At 46.3% G+C, this 15,265-nt stretch carries 9 protein-coding genes; 7 read left to right on the top strand and 2 right to left on the bottom strand.

Annotated elements, in window-relative coordinates; genetic code table 11:
* The first annotated feature begins 166 nt into the window (after nt 1-166).
* The 5 genes from QUA38_RS13920 (at nt 167) to QUA38_RS13900 (ending at nt 5,984) form a co-directional block, all read left to right on the top strand.
* Complete coding sequence (locus QUA38_RS13920) at nt 167-484, top strand: type II toxin-antitoxin system HigB family toxin (protein ID WP_333162646.1); 318 nt, start codon at nt 167-169, stop codon at nt 482-484.
* Nucleotides 485-639: 155 nt separating this feature from the next.
* Entirely contained in the window at nt 640-1,038 is a 399-nt protein-coding gene (locus tag QUA38_RS13915) for a transcriptional regulator (RefSeq protein WP_333162644.1), read from the top strand.
* 223 nt (nt 1,039-1,261) lie between these two features.
* The gene (locus QUA38_RS13910) at nt 1,262-3,589 is read left to right on the top strand and encodes a S8 family serine peptidase (protein WP_333162642.1); all 2,328 of its coding nucleotides are present in this window, start codon (nt 1,262-1,264) and stop codon (nt 3,587-3,589) included.
* A gap of 507 nt (nt 3,590-4,096) precedes the next feature.
* Complete coding sequence (locus tag QUA38_RS13905; protein ID WP_333162641.1) at nt 4,097-4,942, top strand: glycoside hydrolase family protein; 846 nt, start codon at nt 4,097-4,099, stop codon at nt 4,940-4,942.
* Between the two features lie 139 nt (nt 4,943-5,081).
* Entirely contained in the window at nt 5,082-5,984 is a 903-nt protein-coding gene (locus tag QUA38_RS13900; RefSeq protein WP_333162639.1) for a peptidoglycan-binding protein, read from the top strand.
* 74 nt (nt 5,985-6,058) lie between these two features.
* Here QUA38_RS13900 and QUA38_RS13895 read toward each other — a convergent pair whose 3' ends face one another.
* A complete protein-coding gene (locus QUA38_RS13895; protein WP_333162637.1) occupies nt 6,059-6,538 on the bottom strand; it encodes a hypothetical protein in 480 nt (159 codons plus the stop codon).
* Nucleotides 6,539-6,995: 457 nt separating this feature from the next.
* On the opposite strand from QUA38_RS13895, the gene QUA38_RS13890 reads away from it, so the two are divergent.
* Together QUA38_RS13890 and QUA38_RS13885 are read left to right on the top strand one after the other, a co-directional pair.
* On the top strand, nt 6,996-11,075 hold the full coding sequence (locus QUA38_RS13890; RefSeq protein ID WP_333162635.1) for a WD40 repeat domain-containing protein: 4,080 nt from the start codon (nt 6,996-6,998) through the stop codon (nt 11,073-11,075).
* Nucleotides 11,076-11,163: 88 nt separating this feature from the next.
* Nucleotides 11,164-13,269 (top strand): caspase family protein, encoded by a 2,106-nt coding sequence (locus QUA38_RS13885; protein ID WP_333162633.1) that lies wholly within the window; start codon nt 11,164-11,166, stop codon nt 13,267-13,269.
* 31 nt (nt 13,270-13,300) lie between these two features.
* On the opposite strand, the gene QUA38_RS13880 is transcribed toward QUA38_RS13885, so the two are convergent.
* A partial coding sequence (locus QUA38_RS13880; protein ID WP_333162631.1) for a WD40 repeat domain-containing protein occupies nt 13,301-15,265 on the bottom strand: 1,965 nt, incomplete at its 5' end.

The raw sequence follows: 15,265 nt of genomic DNA, 5'->3' as shown, positions 1-15,265 counted from the left end.
AGCTTGAGCCGATCTTACCATTGGCGATCGCAACCGGCTAAGTGTAAACCAAATTTGTTGAAATGTCAAAGGGTGCGCGAAAAAGCCTCTCTTGGAAAAATCAAAGTAGGGAATTGACTAAGTGTTCTCAAAATGAGAACATAGGATTGTAGTTGAGAAACGATCTATGAGACTGATTTCTAAGAAAAATCAGCAGAGTGCGATCGAACCATACCCGGATGCCCAGAGTGCGATCGAATCCTGGTACCAGCTAATCAAAGACAACGATTGGCAATCCCTAGAAGAAGTGCGAAACGGATATTCGCGATCGGTCGATCAAGTCTATGGATATACCATATTTAATATTAAAGGCAATCAGTATCGATTAATTGTACAAATTAACTATAAAACCAGAATTATATTTTTCAAAAAAATTTTAACCCATGCCGAATATAGCAAAATTAACTGGAACGATCGAGATGAAGTCCAAGAACAACTAGGTTAATTTCTCACCTAAATATATCGGGAAATCCGTGCCGATTCCCTGACGCATTCAACAAATCCCAAACATTCACCCCAAACGCCAAAAGTATGATACCGAGAAACAAACACCCACCTTCTACGTTCAGCTCCCTGTCTAATTCAAAAATGGAATGAACCATGAATATCACAATTGAAAGAACAGCTTACGGTCAACTATTGGCGAAATCGCAGCCTAAGCCCATCCTGAACGAAGAAGATTATGATCTCGCCCTCGCGGAAGTCGAATCCCTAATGTCCCAGGAAGAATTAACCGTAGAAGAAGAAACTTTACTGAGCCTCTGGGCGCTGTTGATCGAAGAATACGAAGCCAAATATTACCCAATTCCAGAAGCGACTCCCAGGGATATTTTATTACACCTAATCGAAGTTCGCGAACTAAAACAAGCCGATTTAGTGAGCGTGATTGGTTCCAAAGGAGTAGTCTCTGAGGTGATTAATGGTAAACGGGCGATTAGCAAAGCCCAAGCTAAGGCGCTGGGAGAATTTTTTAATGTTAATCCTGGTGTGTTTATCTGACTAACTCGTCGCGATCGAAGAACAAGAGAAAAATCGGCGGTTGAAACCGCTACTAGACAAACTTTCGTCCCAGCAGAAGGGTACTAATGGAGTGATAGAAGGTGCTTATGGCGCACCCTACCGCTGTTAGTTACAGTTTCAAACCCCTCATGGCAAAAACCTCCCTGACAGCTTATAAATATGTGTGATAAATCTACATCCAAATTAAACAGGAACATTTCTGATGCTAGAACCAAGCAAACCCACCTCCGACAGTCTCCAAAATTATCAAGGAATTGGAGTCCCAGATGAAAGTCTGGCAGTGATTTTGCAGCGCGGCGGCGATGAATTGCTGCTGTCAAAAGCGGACGATCGCTTTACAGTCCGCCCCTCATCAACAGCATCAGCCTCAAACGATTGGGCTGCAACAAATGGGGCAAAACTTAACCGCCGCATCGCCCAAAGTGATCTCGAAGAATATCTCGTTGCACCCGATCGCCTAGAAGCAGCAATGCAAGCAGCCCGCGCCAGCGATGCCGTAGCTTTTGCCAGCCACGTCTATTGCCCCGCGAACAATCCGAGTACATTCTTTTATTTAACCGACCAAATTACGATTCAATTTGGCGAACAAGTAGATGAACAATCGCGAAAGACGATCGCCAATGCAGCAGCTTTAAAAATAGTCCGGCCAGTAGAAGGAATTCCCAACACTTTCGTCTGCGAAGTCACCAAACAAGCAACAGAAAACCCGGTCAAAATTGCCAACCGCCTGACAAGATATCCAGAAGTTCTGATCGCTGAACCCAACATTTTAGTAGAGACGCAGCAGCATTACACGCCCCGCGATCCGCTTTATCCCAAACAGTGGTATCTCAATAACAAAGGCGGCAACGAACTTGTCGGCGGTGCTCAAATTTATGCAGAACCAGCTTGGAACATGACTCGCGGAGTTCGATCGATCGTAATTGCGATCGCCGACGATTCAGTTGACATCACCCACCCAGATTTTCAAGGCCAAGGCAAAATCGTCTCACCCATCGATTTAAAAGACGGCGATACTTCCCCGATGCCCGTAGCGGACTCAGACAACCACGGCACAAGTTGCGCCGGCGTCGCCGTTGCTGAAGAAAACGGCAAAGGCATTGTGGGCGTCGCCCCCGGCTGCGCCCTGATGCCCATTCGTACCACGGGTTTTCTCGATGACAATTCTGTCGAAAAAATATTTAATTGGGCGATCGAAAAAGGGGCCGCCGTCATTTCTTGCAGTTGGGGGCCTGCTGCAGTTTACTATCCGCTTTCCCTGCGGCAGAGTGCCGTCATCACCAAAGCAGCAACCCAAGGGCGGGGGGGCAGAGGCTGCGTTATTCTGTTCGCTGCGGGGAATGCCAACCGCCCAGTCAACGGTACTGTTAACGAGAAAAACTGGCCCAACAACGTCGTGGAGGGTCAAACTAGATGGCTAAACGGATTTGCCGTCCACCCCGACGTAATTGCCGTCAGCGCTTCCACTTCCCTCAACAAAAAAGCAGCTTACAGCAATTGGGGCACCAGCATCTCGGTTTGCGCCCCCAGCAACAACGCGCCGCCGGGAACTTGGTTGCCAGAAACCGGATATATCGGCACGCCGCCGGAGGTGACGCAGTATTTGCCCGGTTTGGGGGTGTTTACTGCCGATCGAGTGGGCGATCGGGGCTACGACTGGGGGGACTATACTGATACTTTTGGCGGTACTTCCAGCGCCACTCCAGTAGTCGCTGGGGTTGCAGGGTTGATACTTTCGGCTAACCCCCGTTTGACGGCGCGGGAAGTGCGGGGAATTCTCGAACAAACTGCTGAAAAAATTGTCGATCCCGATCCCGATCCCCAGTTGGGCAATCGCATGGGAAATTACGATCCTAACAACGGCCGCAGCGATTGGTTTGGTTACGGGAAAGTGAATGCTTTTAAAGCTGTGCAAGCTGCGGTGAGAAAGGGCGGCGGCAATCCGAATATCGGGGGTGCGGTGTTCAGCGATATTTCTGGACATTGGGCACAGAAGTTTATTGAAGCTTTGGCTGCGGCGAATATAATTAGCGGTTTTCCTGACGGTTCTTTTCGGCCTGATGACAGTTTAAACCGTGCTCAATATGCGGCGCTGTTGGTGAGTGCATTTAGTCCGATTCCGAGGGTGCCGGCTACAAATTTTATTGATGTTTCTGCTACTTTTTGGGCGAGAAGTGCGATCGAACGGGCAAATCGGGGGGGGTTTTTGGCGGGGTTTCCGGGGTTGAAGTTCGGCCCGAATCAGAATTTGACTAAGGCTGACGCGATCGTGTCTTTGGTTAACGGTTTGGAACTCAAGGGCGGCAATCCTGATTCTTTGAAAGTTTACATCGATCGTTCTCAAATTCCTAATTATGCTTTGAGTGCGATCGCCACAGCAACTGCTTTGAAGATTGTGGTTAATTATCCTTCCCGCGATTGGCTTTCGCCGCTTCGGGACATTACCCGCGCTGAGATTTCGGCTTTGATTTACCAGACATTGGTGGCGATTAATCGGGCAAAGGCGATCGATTCTCCTTACATTGTGTAGCTAAGAACAGTAAAACTGGTTCGATCGTTCGGACTTCAGTCCTCATAAAATCCGAGGACTGAAGCCCCTATAATTCGCGGCGAGTCAAAGCACTTTTTGCGTAAGTCCTGACGAAGCGATCGCTTTTTTGATGGTAGCTTTACATATCGAGTTACTTTCCCGGAAATCCCTGGTTTCAGACTGCGAATTAAAAACAGCCCGGACTATTGCAATAAGATGAGTTAGATCTGCGGAATATGAGCCAAAACTGCGCGTAGTGAATCAGAGATATTCGGTAAGCCGATTGTCAAGGTGAATTAAATTTTGTAAAGGTTTGCGCCAATCGCGAACATTAGTGTGGAACAGACCTATATAATAACCAAATTACCCGTCAAGCTAAGACTTTTGATCGAAATCATTAATTAATAGAGTCTTTTCGCTCATTTTCAAAATAGCCAAAAGTTTTGCGTTCGGATCTTCAAGGTGCCTCTTTTGAATGAACCTACCTTGTAAAAAGGAAAAACTCAAATGCCAAAAAGATTGTTGGAACTCTTCGGCGATGGTCGCGTATACGAAATCAAAGACGACCTAGCTATTAAAGTCACGGAGACTAATGGGCAAGTAAAAGCATTAATTGATGCTTTAAGCTTCAGTGTGGCTAAAACATATCATATTCATCCTCCAGACGAACAACCTCCTGATGTGGTAGAAGGCAGAGGTTCAAAGCATATCAATCAAGAAGGTTTCAAGCTTCTCACTACCTTTGAAGGATGTGAACTCACTGCTTATGATGATGGCGGTGGAGTTTGGACAATTGGTTACGGACACACGGGCGATGATGTTTATCCAGAACTGACTATTAGCCAAACGCAAGCAGAAGAATTGCTGAGGGAAGATTTAGAAAAGTTTGAATCCTATGTTGAGGATGCCGTTGAAGTTGAGATCGATGACAACCAGTTTTCTGCACTGGTTTGCTTTTGTTTCAATGTGGGCCCAGGAACTGAAGGTTTTGGAGGTTCAACTCTTCTGAAGCTATTGAACAACGGAGATTATCAAGGAGCAGCCAATCAGTTTCCTGTGTGGAATAAAGTCAATGGTGAACCCTGGCCAGGGCTGACACGCAGGCGCTTGGCCGAGCAAGCTCTGTTTTTAGGAATGCCTGAAGTTCGGGTTCTCACACTTACCGAGCCAATAATGCAAGGTGAGGATGTGCGTCAAGTGCAAGAAGCGCTGATCGCAGCAGGAATAAATGTTTCAGCAGATGGCGTTTTTGGTAAAGACACCGATCGTGCTGTGCGACAGTTTCAACAGCAAAAAAGCCTAACGGCGGATGGTGTTGTCGGTGTCCACACACGCAAAGAATTGGGACTATAAAATCGATTGTGTAACCAATTAGACTGACACAATTAAGTAATTTTCACAAGCTCTGTGGAGGTAAGGTGCGGTGTGCATCGCCTACGGATAGAGTTTATGAATCCAGGACTGACCAAATTCAAATTGATTGGATAAAACCATGACTAACTCAAGCGACATTGTATTTAATCAACCTGTAATTATCGAAGCCTGTGAAGAATTTGTCCAACGGGATATGTTGGAAGTTAGAGGCAGTTTCCCAGGATTGCTCCAAGATGCCCCCATGTCTTCGACTGCGGTGGTAAATGGCTTATCTCAACAGTTGATTTATCAATTACAACTGATGATGCCAGATGCCTTTGTCAGTTTTGATGACCTTAATGTAGACTTGCTGGATGCAGCTTTTCCCTACGTACAAACCTCGGCAAAAGAGGCACTTCAGAGAGCCATTCAAGATCGAGGTCAAACGATGGAGGTGAACTCTGCTTACCGCACGATCGCCCAGCAAATGTTATTGTATAACGATCGCTTCAACAACTCTAATCCTGTAGCGCCACCAGGCACCAGCAATCACCAAACAGGGCTAGCGCTCGACATTGAAGATGCCAGAGGCTGGGAATCTTATTTGATGCAATATGGCTGGCAGCCATTACCGGGCGATCCGCCTCACTTCGACTACATAGGCGACGGGACGATCGATCTTCGCACTAACTCAATACTCGCATTTCAGCAGCTTTGGAATCAGAACAACCCGGATGCAAAGATTAGCGAGGATGGTGGCTTTGGCCCCCAAACCGAGGATGCACTTAATCGATCGCCTGCTCAAGGGTTTGCTAAAGCGCCGTGGGATGACAAGCCCAGAACGTTGCGCTTGGCGATGCCCAGAATGGAAGGCTCAGATGTAATCAAGCTTCAGGAAGGCTTGAAAAAGGCTGGCGTTGTAGTTGGGGTTGATGGTGAATTTGGGCCGGCAACAGATACAGCCGTCAAGGAATTTCAGCAGAAAAAAGGTTTGAAGCCGGACGGAATTGTCGCTCTCAAAACCCGCGAACAAATGGCTTGAGGTCTTAGCGCGATCGAGTTCACCAAACCTGGAACAGAACTTCCTCCGCCTTCGGTGGAAGTTCCGTTGATAGCTCAGCTTGTGGGTTTGGGCAGGTTTTGCTTCCAATTGTCACAAATTGAAGTAGCGCTATAATTGGCAATCTTTTTGATAATCAAGGTAGCGAGGAGAGTAGCAATAGCAGGAGCAAGTCCCAGTCCAGAGATTAGAACAGGACTTAACATCCCAGCAGCTTTAGTGTAATTCTGGCCGATCGCTTCATCGAGGATTTTCTGAGTCTGTGGATCGTTTCCTAGGGGTTTGCACATCAGCTCGTAAACTAAGGGGTTTACGCGATCGAACAACCGCTGGCCAGCTTCTAGGAACCTGAGATCGATCGATGCTCTAGCGGCAACATTCACATCAATAGAATCCAGGGAAGCTGGGTCTATCCCTGTTGTTCCACGTCCAGCCGCATCATCCTCTATGGCTTGAGCGCGATCGCCAATTTGTGCTGCTAGCTGATCCTCATCAAGTTCCCACAAACTTTCTACAATAACTTCAATTTCTGCCATGATTACTTGTCTCCCGACTATGGTTAACTAGAATATTGCTGATTATCCTTTACCTGCGAAGCTGATGAGTAAAAACCCGTCAATATAATAGCTTAACGAATGCCTAGCTACACATCGGCAATCTTAACCATTCTTTAAAAAAGTGCGATCGTCCCATAAAACTGCTGCTAAGTATGTAACATTTAAATCGCCAGAAAGTTACTATCGAACCGGAAATAAAGCAAACACAGTTAAATTTGTTGAAGAACTCAAGCAAATCAATCCCACTGGTTATGATAGCTTCACATTCTGGGACTGTGTAAACTTACTTAACGCACATCAAAGATTTTATTGCCAGTTTGGTATACTAAGACTGAACCGTATAGAAATACAAAGACCTTTATCAGTTTAAGTAAAAGAACTCTCCTTAAGCAAACAGAAGTAAAAGCTCCAGAAAACCCGAGCAATTCCCGAGTTCATGACTAACAACAACACAGTCAAAACAATTTTAATTCTGGCAGCCAATCCCACCAATACCGCTCCCCTGCGATTGGAGCAAGAGATCCGGGAAATTGACGAAGGATTGCGACGGGCAAATAAGCGAGATCAGTATAAATTAGAACAAAAATGGGCCGTGCGTTCCCGTGACTTTTACCGAGCTATTTTAGATTATCAACCCAACATAGTGCACTTTTGCGGGCATGGTGCTGGAGCCGATGGAATTGTCCTAGAAGACGATACCGGAAAAATGGCGCTGGTGCAGACAAACGCCCTCGCCAGTATGTTTAAATTGTTTGCCAAAAAAGGTGTAGATTGTGTAATTCTCAATGCTTGTTATTCCGAAGTACAGGCGGAGGCAATTAGCCAATACGTTAATTATGTCATTGGCATGAATCGAGCCGTGGGTGATAAAGCAGCCGTCGCCTTTGCGGTGGCATTTTATGATGGGATTGCCGCAGGATATGAAATTGAAGAAGCCTACGACTTAGGGCGTTCGCAGATGATGAGTTTCCTAGAGCATGAAACTCCTGTTTTTAAGAAAAAGAACTTAATAGATGCTCCGATTGATGACGGTATAATTGCTTTTGAAGATGTGATTCCGCCTAACCCTTACCAAGGATTGTCTGCATTTAAAGAAGAAGATGCAGACTTCTTTTTTGGGCAAGAAAAATTTGTCAATAACTTAGTGGAAGTAACCCACAAGCAGCCCTTGGTAGCTGTCGTTGGGCCAAGTGGAAGTGGAAAGTCTTCTGTGGTGTATGCAGGATTAATTCCCAAATTGCGAAAAGAAGGAAATTGGTTAATTGAATCATTTCGTCCCGGAAAAGAACCGTTTTTGCCTTTGGCTTCTGCCTTAGTGCGGCAATTAGAACCAGAAGCGGGTGAAACTCAACAATTGCGGGAAGCGGTAGGATTAGCCGGCGACTTACAAAATGGGAGAATCACTTTACAGCAAGTTGTATCTCGCATTTTAGAGCGTAACCCAGATAAACGCTTGTTGTTAGTGGCCGACCAATTTGAGGAACTGTACACCCTTTGTCAAGTAAAGGAAGAACAGGAACGTTTTGCTAATGAGTTGCTAACGGCGATTGGTCAAGAAAATATTACATTAGTTTTGACGCTACGCGCTGACTTTTACGGTTATGTACTTTCTTATCGTCCGTTGCGGGATGCTTTGCAAGAGTTTACTCCACAGTTACTCAGTTCGATGAAGCGGGAAGAATTACAGGCAGCTATTGAATTACCTGCTCAAAAATTGGAAGTAGAATTAGAAGCACAATTAACCCAACGCATTCTTGATGATGTGGGGCAAGAACCGGGGAATTTACCCTTATTAGAATTTGCCTTAACTCGGTTGTGGGAAAAGCAAATAAACCGAGAATTAACTCACCAAGCTTATGAAGAAATTGGCGGGGTGAAAAAAGCTATTGCTAATCATGCGGAACAGGTTTATCAACAATTGAGTGAAATAGATAAAAAGCAGGCACAGCGAATTTTTGTGCAATTAGTGCGTCCGGGGGAAGGAACAGAAGACACCAGGCGCATTGCTACCCGTGCGGAAGTGGGGGAAGATAACTGGAATTTGGTCAGTTATTTAGCAGGATATCAAGCGCGTTTGGTAGTCACAGGCCGGCAAGAACCGCAAGATACAGTAGAAGTGGTGCATGAAGCACTGATTCGAGAATGGGGAACGCTACGCGAGTTGATCAATGCAAACCGTCAGTTTCGGACTTGGCAAGAAAGGCTGAAGGTGGCATTACAAGAGTGGAAAAATAACAACCATGATGCTGAAGGGTTATTACGGGGTGCGTCGTTGACTGTGGCAGAAGATTGGTTGCGTCAACGTGCCGGTGAGATGACGCAGGAGGAGCGAGATTTTATTCAGGTTAGCGTTAAAGAACGGAATAGAGAGAGACAGGTGCGGGAACGCCGAAGGCAACTGACAATTATCGGGCTAAGTGGTTTTTCGTTGATAGCTTTGAGTTTAACAGGAGTCGCTAGTGTTGGTTGGCGGAATGCTGCTATGACTGAAATTAATGCTCTGGCTCAATATTCCAATTTGAATGATAAGCCAAAAGCTGTCAAAACAAGTTTAAAAGCAGTTGTACAAATGCGACGCACACCTTGGGTAGATGCTGATACCCGCACCCAAGTAGAGCTGTCATTATTAAATACAGTTTCCAATGTGGCAGCACCAAATACTTTGGGCGGACACGCGAATAGCGTTTTGGCTGTCAGTTTCAGTCCCAATGGCAAGCTGCTGGCAACTGGCAGTGCTGACAATACAGTGAAACTGTGGGATACCCAAAGTGGCAAACAAATCAAAACTTTCACCGGCCATACAGGCGAGGTTAGAAGCGTCAGCTTTAGCCCAGATAGCAAGCTGCTGGCAACTGGCAGTGTTGACAATACAGTGAAATTGTGGAATATCAGCACAGGCATGGAAATTAAAACCCTCATTGAGCATAAAGAGGTTAGAAGCATCAGCTTTAGCCCAATTAGCAAGCTGCTGGTAACTGGTAGTGCTGACAATACAGTGAAACTGTGGGATACCCAAAGTGGCAAACAAATCAAAACCCTCACTGGGCATGGAAACGAGGTTAGGAGCATCAGCTTTAGCCCTGATGGCAAGCTGCTAGCTTCTGGCAGTTATGACAAGACTGTAAAACTGTGGGACACCACTACAGGCAAGGAAATTAAAACCCTCAGCGGACATACAAACGATGTTAATAGCGTCAGCTTCAGCCCCAATGGCAAGATACTGGCTTCTGGTAGTGGTGACAAAACTGTGAAACTGTGGGACACCACTACAGGCAAACAAATCACAACCCTCACTGGGCATACAAAGCTGGTTTGTGGCGTCAGCTTCAGCCCCAATGGCAAGATACTGGCAACTAGCAGTAGTGACACCACTGTGAAACTGTGGGATACCACCACCGGCAAGAAAATTCAAACCCTCACTGGGCATACAAAGGGGGTTTGTGGCGTCAGTTTCAGCCCTAATGGCAAGCGATTGGCAACAGGCAGTGCTGACAAGACTGTAAAACTGTGGGATACCACTACAGGCAAGCAAATTCAAACCCTCAGCGGGCATACAAACTGGGTTTGGGTTATCAGTTTCAGCCCCGATGGCAAGCTGCTAGCTTCTGGCAGTGTTGACAAAACTGTAAAACTGTGGGATACCTCCACAGGCGAACAAATCAAAACCTTCACTGGGCATAAAGACCGAGTTAATGGTGTCAGTTTTAGCCCCGATGGCAAGCTGCTAGCTTCTGGCAGTGCTGACAAAACCGTGAAACTGTGGGATACCTCCACCAGCAAGGAAATTCAAACTCTCAGCGGACATACAAACGCAGTTTGGGTCATCAGTTTCAGCCCTGATGGCAAGCTGCTAGCTTCTGGCAGTGCTGACAAAACCGTGAAACTGTGGGATACCTCCACATGGAAAGAAATTCAAACCCTCAATGGTCATAGAGACCTGGTTTTGGGGATCAGCTTCACCCCCGATGGCAAGCGGCTGGCAACTAGCAGTAGTGACACCACTGTGAAACTGTGGGATACCACCACGGGCAAAGAAATTCAAACCCTCAGCGGGCATACAAGCGTGGTTAAGGCTGTCAGTTTCAGCCCTGATGGCAAGCTGCTAGCTTCTGGCAGTAATGACAGAACTGTGAAACTGTGGAATACCACCACGGGCAAAGAAATTCAAACCCTCAGCGGGCATACATACTGGGTTTGGGATGTTAGTTTTAGCCCCGATGGCAAGAAGCTGCTAGCTTCTGGCAGTGCTGACAATACTGTGAAACTGTGGGATACCACCACAGGTAAGGAAATTAAAACCCTCAGTGGGCATAAAGACTCGGTTACCGCTGTCAGTTTTAGCCCTGATGGCAAACGGCTGGCAACAGGCAGTTATGACAACACCGTGAAACTGTGGAGGTGGGATTTTGATTATTTAGTTAAGGAGGGCTGCAATTTTATAGACAATTACCTCAAGCCTAATCCTAAAGATGAAGAAGCCCAGGAAATTAACAGAGACTTATGCAAGAAGCTTTGATAATTTTAGAGGAAAAACTGCATAAAAACCCCCAGTTTACTCCTATATAAAAATCAAACTTTACCCAAACCCTTACCCACCAACAACCATGACAAACCAAACCCCCAACTTCTACGCCCTCCTCATCGGTATCAATTACTACTTCCCCCATCGCTTACCAGAAGGTAACTACTACAAAAACTTGCGGGGATGCGTGCGAGATATTAACAACGTCGAAACCTATTTAAAAGACACCTTCAACCTCACACCCGACCAAATTATTAAACTCACCGCGACTGCTTCCGACAATCCCAACCAACCCCAAGAACCCCCGGAACTCCTACCAACTTATGAAAATATCGTCGCCAAATTCAAAGAACTAACCGCCAAAGCCCAACCTCAAGACCGAGTATATATTCACTACTCCGGACACGGGGGACGGGCGAAAACAATTTTTGAAAGCCTCAAGGGTTCTATGGGTTTAGATGAAGCCTTAGTTCCCTGCGATATCGGTCAACCAAACTCACGCTATTTGCGCGATTTGGAGTTGGCTAAACTCCTGGAAGAAATGGTGGCAAAAGAGTTAGTTGTAACCCTCGTACTCGATAGCTGTCATTCCGGTGGCGCAACTAGAGAAATGAGCGGAGATGACCGGATTCGCGGTGAAGGTTTTATTGACACCACTCCTCGACCTACGGATAGTTTAGTCGCACCGCTTCAGGAATTAGCCCAAAATTGGCAAACTTCAACAGAAAATAGTCGCAATATTACCGTTGTCAATGGTTTGTTACCCGAACCGAAAGGTTATACCTTAATAGCAGCTTGTGGGGATCAGGAATTTGCTTATGAAAAGGTTTTTGAAGGGACGGAACGCAACGGCGCTTTAACTTATTATTTACTAAAAGCTTTGCGAGAATACGGGACAGAGATTCCTGTTAACAACTTATACGATCGCATTTCTAATCTAGTTCACAATGACTTTCCACGACAAACACCGATGTTGATTGGCGAGACAAATCGCTCTTTTTTGGGCGGTCAATCTGTCGTTGCTAGCCGTAACGCTCCGGTGATGAAAGTAGATATTACCAAAAACCGAGTCCAATTGCAAATGGGTGAAGCTAGCGGCCTTAAAAAAGGGGCAGAATTCGATATTTTTCGATTCGGGACGCGGAATTTTGAGGACAGCGAACAGCGCATTGCTACGGTTAAAGTAGTAGAACTGGGAGCATCCGACTGTTGGGCAGAAGTAACACAGCTATTTGGTTTCAGAACAATCAATCATAAATTAGCAGAAGGAATGATTGAAATTGGTTCCCCTGCTGTCTATTTGAGTCCAGGGTTGAAACAAATTCGGAAAGTTCGGGTTATTCTGCCTGACCCGTTACCGCAAATTTCGGGTGTAAATGTGGAAATGCTCCCAGATATCCTCAAAGCAAAAAAAGAGCAAGTTGAAGGTCATCGCTGGATAGAATTCTGTTCGGAAGCAGAGAAAGATGAGAATGTGGATTATTTTATTTCTCTGAATTATGAAGGGGAATATTGGATTTGGGATGCGAATAAAGAACCTATCAAAAATCTTCTGTTTCCGATCAAAGTCGATGAACCTGAAGCTACCAAAAAGCTAATAGATCGCTTAATCCATGTTGCCAGATATGAGACTATTTTGGATCTGGATAATGAGGATGCTTTTGCTCCGTTAAATGGGAAACTTAAGGTGGAACTGATTAAATCAGTAAAACGCGAACAGGTAGTTTTGAATGCTGATGGTAATGTTCCTGTATTGGAAGTAGGCGAACGAGTTATCGTGCGAATTCACAATGAATCCAATCGCACTTTAAATATTTCTGCCTTGATACTTCAGGCGGATTTGAGTATTGTCAAATTCTATCCTGAAGGTGCGCCTTACGAAGTTGTAGATCGTGGACAATCCAGAGAAAAGCGCTTAGACATGGAATTACCCAAAAATTATCAGGAAGGAGTAGATGTCATTAAAGTATTTGCGACTGTGGATGCAACGAATTTTGAGTTATTAGAGTTGCCACCCTTAGACCAACCTCGTCCAGGAATTGGTGATAAAAATCCTACTACTGCGTTGGGAGAATTATTGGCGGCGGTTGTGGATGAAGATAACCCGCAGCGCAATATTAGGGTTGTGACTGATGCCAGTGAGGAATGGACGACGGAAAAGGTGGAAGTGGTGGTGAAAAAAATGTAGTGCGCGCATTTTGCTCGCGGGCTGTTTTTGCCTAGTCGTTTTTGATGGACTTTTGGTTGAGGTAATCAGAACACATCTGTTTATCTTCTGCTGTCGCTTTCGGGTTGTTTTTGAGATAATCACTTATTGACTCGCAGCCTAATGCCATCAGTTTATCAAAATCCCAAGACCTTGAAGTCCACAGTTTGATGGTGTTGTCATAGCTAGCAGAAGCCAAAGTCTTGCCATCTGGACTAAAGGCGACGCTATAGACCCAATTGCGATGCCCGGTGAGGATGGCGATCGCTTTTCGGGTTTGTACGTCCCACAGTTTGATGCTCTTGTCACCGCTAGCAGAAGCCAAAGTTAAGCCATCTGGACTAAAGGCGACGCTATAAACCCAATCGCTATGCCCGGTGAGGGTAGCGATGAGTTTTTGGGTTGGCGGGTTCCACAGTTTGATGGTGTTGTCATCGCTAGCAGAAGCCAAAATCTTGCCATCTGGACTAAAGGCGACGCTATTGACATCTTTGCTATGCCCGGTGAGGGTAGCGATGAGTTTTTGGGTTTGCACGTCCCACAGTTTGATGGTACCGTCAGCGCTAGCAGAAGCCAAACTCTTGCCATCTGGACTAAAGGCGACGCTATAGACCGAACTGCTATGCCCGGAGAGGGTAGCGATCAGTTTGTGGGTTTGCAGGTTCCACAGTTTGATGCTCTTGTCACCGCTAGCAGAAGCCAAACTCTTGTCATCTGGACTAAAGGCGACGCTATAGACCGAACGGCTATGCCCGGTGAGGGTAGCGATCGCTTTTTGGGTTTGCAGGTTCCACAGTTTGATGGTACCGTCGGCGCTAGCAGAAGCCAAACTCTTGTCATCTGGACTAAAGGCGACGCTATTGACCTCTTTGCTATGCCCGGTGAGGATCGCGATCGCTTTTTGGGTTTGCAGGTTCCACAGTTTGATGGTCTTGTCGGCGCTAGCAGAAGCCAAACTCTTGCCATCTGGACTAAAGGCGACGCTATTGACCTCTTTGCTATGCCCGGTGAGGGTGGATCTGGTTTGCAGGTTCCACAGTTTGATGGTGTTGTCATAGCTTGCAGAAGCCAAAGTCTTGCCATCTGGACTAAAGGCGACGCTACTGACCGAATTGCTATGCCCGGTGAGGGTAGCGATCGCTGTTTGGGTTTGCACGTCCCACAGTTTGATGCTCTTGTCGGCGCTAGCAGAAGCCAAAGTCTTGCCATCTGGACTAAAGGCGACGCTATTGACCCAATTCCGATGCCCGGTGAGGATGGCGATGGCTTTTTGGGTTTGCAGGTTCCACAGTTTGATGGTGTTGTCATCGCTAGCAGAAGCCAACGTCTTGCCATCGGGACTAAAGGCGACGCTATAGACCTCTTTGCTATGCCCGGTGAGGGTAGCGATGGCTTTTTGGGTTTGCGGGTTCCACAATTTGATGGTGTTGTCATCGCCAGCAGAAGCCAAAGTCTTGCCATCTGGACTAAAGGCGACGCTTCTGACCGACTCGCTATGCCCGGAGAGGGTAGCGATCACTTTTTGGGTTTGCAGGTTCCACAGTTTGATGGTCTTGTCGGCGCTAGCAGAAGCCAAAGTCTTGCCATCTGGACTAAAGGCGACGCTTCTGACCCAATCGTTATGCCCGGAGAGGGTAGCGATCAGTTTTTGGGTTTGCAGGTTCCACAATTTGATGGTGTTGTCATGGCTAGCAGAAGCCAATGTCTTGCCATCGGGACTAAAGGCTACGCGATAGACCGAACTGCTATGCCCTTCCAAACTATTGCGCTCTTTTACTTCGGAAACTGCTTGTTGCAGCGCACCCATCACTTGTCCTTTGATGTCTCTTGTCGTGTTGGCTGAAGCATCTAGTTTTTTTAATGTTGTTCCGGCTTTCAATGCTTCCAGCAGTGCTTGAAAGGTCTGTCCAGAAATAAATGATTGATTGGAAAAAGCACTTTCCTGGATGGTATTTGATAAATTATTAGCTTGAGTGAC

It is taken from the genome of Microcoleus sp. Pol12B4 (assembly GCF_036701385.1).
Taxonomy (GTDB): Bacteria; Cyanobacteriota; Cyanobacteriia; order Cyanobacteriales; family Microcoleaceae; genus Microcoleus.
The sequence above is the reverse complement of the archived record's forward strand: the minus strand, read 5'-3'. Positions and strand labels throughout refer to the sequence as shown.

Excerpts from the sequence above, each read along its gene's own strand:
- QUA38_RS13895 (WP_333162637.1), bottom strand. The coding sequence starts at position 6,538 with ATGGCAGAAATTGAAGTTATTGTAGAAAGTTTGTGGGAACTTGATGAG.
- QUA38_RS13890 (WP_333162635.1), top strand. The coding sequence starts at position 6,996 with ATGACTAACAACAACACAGTCAAAACAATTTTAATTCTGGCAGCCAAT.
- QUA38_RS13920 (WP_333162646.1), top strand. The coding sequence starts at position 167 with ATGAGACTGATTTCTAAGAAAAATCAGCAGAGTGCGATCGAACCATAC.
- QUA38_RS13905 (WP_333162641.1), top strand. The coding sequence starts at position 4,097 with ATGCCAAAAAGATTGTTGGAACTCTTCGGCGATGGTCGCGTATACGAA.
- QUA38_RS13900 (WP_333162639.1), top strand. The coding sequence starts at position 5,082 with ATGACTAACTCAAGCGACATTGTATTTAATCAACCTGTAATTATCGAA.
- QUA38_RS13885 (WP_333162633.1), top strand. The coding sequence starts at position 11,164 with ATGACAAACCAAACCCCCAACTTCTACGCCCTCCTCATCGGTATCAAT.
- QUA38_RS13915 (WP_333162644.1), top strand. The coding sequence starts at position 640 with ATGAATATCACAATTGAAAGAACAGCTTACGGTCAACTATTGGCGAAA.
- QUA38_RS13910 (WP_333162642.1), top strand. The coding sequence starts at position 1,262 with ATGCTAGAACCAAGCAAACCCACCTCCGACAGTCTCCAAAATTATCAA.